Genomic DNA, 5,336 nt, shown 5'->3' on the forward strand with positions numbered 1-5,336 from the left:
GCAGCACGGCGGTGAGCAAATCAACGCCCAGGCACTTGGGAAAGCCGATGAGATTGAGGGCGGTCAGGGGCCGCCCGCCCATGGCGTAGATGTCGGAGAGGGCGTTGGCCGCGGCGATCTGCCCGTAAACAAAGGGATCGTCCACCACCGGCGTGAAGAAGTCCACCGATTGCACCAAGGCGAGTTCGTCGGAGAGCCGGTAGACGCCGGCATCGGCGAAGGGAATGGCCGCCGATAGCAGATTGGGGTCGGCGGAAGCTGGCAGTTGACGCAGCACCTGCGCCAGGGTCTCGGGCCCGATCTTGGCCGCTCAACCCGCCGAGCGCGATAAATTGGTCAACCGAACTTTTTCACTCATCCTGATCCCTTTGTCCACAACGTCCACAACGTCCACTCAGGTCCACCTGCCCCAGTCTACCCCGCCGGCAGCTTCCACGCCACCCGCTCATCACCCACCCGCCGCGTGAACTTGAGCCCGTCGTAATGCTCGAGCAGCGCCTGCACCTGCTTGCGCGCGCTGCCCAGCAGGTCGCGGAACTGCGCCAGGGTCAGGGTCTGCTGGGTGTCAAAATGTGTTTTGAGCAGCGCCAGCGCCCGCGCATAGGCCTCGGCGTGGAGAAAGCTCTCCTCGTTGAGCTTGACCAGCCGGCCCTCGGCGAACAGATAGGCCAGAAGCACGTCGGCCTCCTCGTCGGAAACGCCAAGGCGATCGAGCATTTCCTTGCGGTTTTTCGCGAGAACCCCTTCCTCGCGGTAGGCCTCTTCGATCTTACGCAGCAGCTCGGCCTGGCGCGGCGAAGGCTTGGGCTGCCAGCCGGGCAGCTGCAGCCATTCGCTCTTCTGCACCAGTTGCGCGTCGTCGAGCAGTATCTGCAACAGCTTCTGGAAGGCCTTGGCCGAGAGCTTGTCGGGCAGCGCTCCCTTGAGGGTGGCATGGGGGATGCCCGGCAGCAGCGGGTTGGCCTCGTGAAAGCGGGTCGCCGCCTCGATCAGGCGGTGGCGCCAGGAGGCCAGGGCGTCGCTGGTCGCCCACTGGTCCACCAGCTGCCAGGCCAGGCCTTCCTCCTCCAGTTGGCGCAGATGGGTTTCGACCCGCTCCTTGCTCAGACCCGCGAGCAGTTCGAGATTTTTCGCCGTGGTCGCCTGCTGCTCGCCGAGTTTCTGCAGCAGAAAGGATTTTTCTCCGCTTTCCAGTTCCTTGAGCCCGGCCATGATGTCGGCGCGGAAGCGGCGGTGCTTGGTCGGCTTGGGATCGAGGACGCGGCCGCCGCCGATGGTGGTCATGGGGCTGTAGGAGCGGACGATGAAGCGGTCCTCGCGATGGGCCACCAGGGGCCGGTCGAGATGGATCTGGGCGATGACGCTTTCGCCCGGCTGCATGAGATCGCGGTCGAGCAGCGCCACCAGGCCCACCACCCGCGCGGTACCCAGGTAGAGATGCACCGGGTCGCGAAAGCGCAGGGGGCGCGGCGCTTCGGCCAGGAGGCTGAGGCGGGCGTCGACGCAGGTGGTTTGCTCGAACACACCGGGGGTGGCGACCACCGCGCCGCGTCGGATCAGCTCGCGATCCAGCCCGGCGAGGTTGAGGGCCACGCGCTGCCCGGCGCTGGCCTCCGCCACCGGCTTGCCGTGCACCTGCACCTCGCGTACCCGTACGCCGAGGCCGGGCGGCAGCACTTCCACCTGGTCGCCGGGACGCACCCGGCCCGAGAGCAGGGTGCCGGTGATGACCGTGCCGAAACCGGCGACGGTGAAGTGCCGGTCGATGGGCAGGCGCATGGGGCCGTCCGTGTCCTTGACCGGCAGGCTGTGAACGGTCTTCTCGATGAGCGCCGCCAGTTCCTTGAGGCCCGCGCCGGTGACGGAGGAAACCCGCGCCAGGGGTGCTGCCTCAAGAAAGGTGCCGGCGACTTCCTCGCGGATTTCCTCCTCGACGATGTCGATCCACTCCTCCTCGGCCAGGTCGCACTTGGTGAGGACAATGATGCCCCTGGGAATCCGCAGCAGGTCGAGAATCTGCAAATGCTCGCGGGTCTGGGGCATGACCCCCTCGTTGACGTCCACCACCAGCAGCACCAGGTCGATGCCGCCGATGCCCGAGAGCATGTTGCTGATGAAGCGCTCGTGGCCGGGTACGTCCACCACCCCGGCGACCAGCCCGCCGGGCAGACGAAAGGGGGCGAAGCCTAGGTCGATGGAGATGCCGCGCGCCTTTTCCTCCTTGAGGCGGTCGGTCTCGACGCCGGTGAGGGCGCGGATCAGGGCGGTCTTGCCGTGGTCGACGTGGCCGGCGGTGCCGATGATCACATGGCGTTCGGAGGGAGAAACGGGCTTATTCATGGGCGGTGGTCAAGGCAAGGCGCAGGGCGTCGAGCAGCGCATCTTCCTCGTCGGGGCGCACCGTGCGCAAATTGAACAGCAGCCGCTCCTCGTGGATGCGGCACAGCACCGGCGGCGTCTGGCGGCGCAGGCGTGCGGCGAGCTGGTCGAGGGAGCAGGCGCGCGGGCTCAGGGCCAGGGCGAAGCCGGGGAGTTCGGTGAGGGGCAGGGCGCCGCCGCCGACGGTGCCCGGCGCGGGCATGACCTCCATGCCGGCGGCATCGCCGAGCAACTGGCGGGCGCGGGCCATGAAACTTTCGCTGCGCGCGCGCAATTCCTCGCCGCTGGCGGCAAGCATGGCCAGCACCGGGACCTCGCGCAGGGCTCTCGCCGGGTCGAGATAGAGACGCAGGGTCGCCTCCAGGGCGGCCAGGGTCAGCTTGTCCATGCGCAGGGCGCGGGCCATGGGATGCTTGCGGATTTTTTCGATCAGGGCGCGGCGGCCGAGGATGATTCCGGCCTGGGGACCGCCGAGCAGCTTGTCGCCGCTGAAGGTGACCACGTCGATGCCCGCCGCCACCGCCTCGGCCACCGTCGGTTCGCGCGGCAAGCCGTAATCGGAAAGATCGAAGAGCATGCCGCTGCCCAGATCCTCCATGACCGGGATGCCGCGCTTGCGCCCCAACTCCGCCAGTTCCGCCCCGGAGACCTGGGCGGTGAAGCCGAGGATGCGGTAATTGCTGGTGTGCACCTTCATGAGCAGGCCGGTGTGCTCGCCGATGGCCTGTTCATAATCGCGCAGGTGGGTTTTGTTGGTCGCCCCCACTTCCACCAGGCGCACGCCGCTCGCCGCCATCACCTCGGGCACGCGAAAGGCGCCGCCGATCTCCACCAGCTCGCCGCGCGAGACGATGCCCTCCTTGCCCTGGGCCAGGGCCGCCAGGGCCAGATAAACGGCGCCGGCGTTATTGTTGACCACGGCGGCCGCCTCGGCGCCGCTCAGGCGGCACAGCAATTCCTCGACGTGATCATGACGATGGCCGCGCGCGCCGCTTTCCAGGTCGAGTTCCAGGTTGGAATAGCCGCGCGCCGTCGCCGTGATGGCGGCGAGGGCCGTTTCGGCCAGGGGCGCGCGGCCCAGATTGGTATGCAGCAGGGTGCCGGTGGCGTTGATCACCGGCCGCAGGTTGGCTGCCAGGCGCGCCAGGGCGCGCCGCGCGGCGTCCTCGGCGAGGCCGTCTTCCGCCAATTCGGCGGCGGGCAGGGGCGCGGCGCCGGCGAGGATGCGGTGACGCCGTTCGGCCACGGCGTCCTGGACTGCTTCCTTGAGCAGCACCGGCGGGCAGCGGTCGCGCAGGGCGCGCAGGGTCGGATGGTGCAGCAGGCGGTCGACGGAGGGCAGTTCGCGCAGCTGGTTGCGGTTTTCGGACATGCGGAGCGCGCCTTGGAAAGGATCATGGATATTCCGGCACCCGTGCCGGAGCGGCAGGTGCTCAGCAATAGCATAAAGCGCGGAGCGGGACAAGCCGTTGAGCCCGGAGTCGGATGGAGGGTTCAGGTCGTGCCGCCGCCGTCGCCGAGGGTGCGTTCGATGGTCTGGAGGAATTCGCCGACCTGGATGGGCTTGGTAATGCGTCCGTCCATGCCGGCGCGCAGGAAACGGCGGCGATCGTCCTCGCCGGCGTGGGCGGTCAGGGCGATGACCGGCGTGCGCCGGCCGAGCTGGGCTTCCTTCTGGCGCAGGATGCGTGTCACCTGCATGCCGTCGAGCTGGGGCATCTGAATGTCCATCAGCACCAGGTCGAAGGAGTCGTTTTCCAGATGGCCCATGGCCTCGGCGCCGTCGGTGGCGGTAATCACCTCCCAGCCCTTGCGCTTGAGCACGGTGCTGACCAGATGGCGGATCATGGCCTCGTCCTCCGCCACCAGAATGCGCGCCGGGCGCCGGGGATCCCGGATGGAGACGATATCCCCCTTGCGGATTTTGGCGGGGGCGGGGGCCTCTTCGGGTTGGATGGCCGGGCGGGCTGGCAAGGTGAAGAAAAATTCGCTGCCGCGCCCCGGTTCGCTCTCCACCCAGATGGCGCCGCCCATCTGCTGGAGGATGCGCTGGGAAATGGCCAGCCCCAGACCGGTGCCGCCATAGCGGCGGGTGGAGGAGCCGTCCACCTGACTGAAGCTCTGGAAGAGCAGGGACTGTTTTTCCGGCGGGATGCCGATGCCCGTGTCGCGCACCGAGAAAAACAGCATGGCGCAGCCGGGTTCGATTTTTTCATCGGTTTTGAGGTCAATTCGCAGGTCGATGCGGCCCCGTTCAGTGAATTTCACCGCGTTGGACAAGAGGTTGGTCACCACCTGGCGCAGGCGCAGGGAATCGCCGAGGATGCGGCGTGGCACCGCCGGGGCGACCTCGAAATGAATGGGCAGTTTTTTCTTGGCCGCCTGCATGGCGAAGCCGGCCAGGGTTGTTTCGAGAACGTCGGTGAGGTCGAAGGGCGATTCCTCGAAGACCATGCGCCGCGCCTCGATGCGCGAAAAATCCAGCAGGTCCTCGATGAGGCGCAGCAGGGTCTCCGCCGAGGACTGGGACATGTTGACGAATTGCTGCTGGTAGGAGCTCAGCGCGGTTTCGCCGAGCAGTTCCAGGGCGCCGGTGATGATGGTCAGGGGCGTGCGCACCTCATGGCTGACGTTGGCGAGGAAATCGCTCTTGGCCTGACTGGCGTTTTCCGCCGCCAGCCGCGCGTCGCCCAAGGCTTTTTCCGTTTCCTTGCGTTCGGTGATGTCGATGCCGCTGCCCCACACGGCCCAGCCGGGAATGGTGCAGGCGCAGGCGCCGTTGGCCCAGAGAATCGTCTTGCGCAACCCCTTCTTGCAGCGGATCACCAGTTCCATCTCGCTCGGCGCGCCGTTGCCGGCGCAGATGTCCTGCTGCCAGCGGCGGCGGCTGTCGGCATCGGCGAAGAGGCGCTCGGGGGCCATGGGATTGCCCACCACCTCCTCGGCCAGATAGCCGC

The 5,336-nt window shown here is 67.4% G+C and carries 4 protein-coding genes; all 4 read right to left on the minus strand.

Annotation, left to right across the window (positions count from 1 at the left end; genetic code table 11):
• Positions 1-358: selenide, water dikinase SelD (gene selD / locus QAT43_RS13945; protein WP_305043695.1), on the minus strand; the 358-nt coding region annotated here is incomplete at its 3' end.
• A gap of 56 nt (positions 359-414) precedes the next feature.
• Positions 415-2,340, minus strand: a complete 1,926-nt coding sequence (selB, locus tag QAT43_RS13950; protein ID WP_305043696.1) for a selenocysteine-specific translation elongation factor — start codon at positions 2,338-2,340, stop codon at positions 415-417.
• On the minus strand, positions 2,333-3,751 hold the full coding sequence (gene selA / locus QAT43_RS13955) for an L-seryl-tRNA(Sec) selenium transferase (RefSeq protein WP_305043697.1): 1,419 nt from the start codon (positions 3,749-3,751) through the stop codon (positions 2,333-2,335). The genes selB and selA overlap by 8 nt, the downstream gene beginning before the upstream one ends.
• 122 nt (positions 3,752-3,873) lie before the next feature.
• Positions 3,874-5,336: ATP-binding protein (locus QAT43_RS13960; protein ID WP_305043698.1), on the minus strand; the 1,463-nt coding region annotated here is incomplete at its 5' end.

Source organism: Geoalkalibacter sp., from assembly GCF_030604225.1.
Classification (GTDB): domain Bacteria; phylum Desulfobacterota; class Desulfuromonadia; order Desulfuromonadales; family Geoalkalibacteraceae; genus Geoalkalibacter.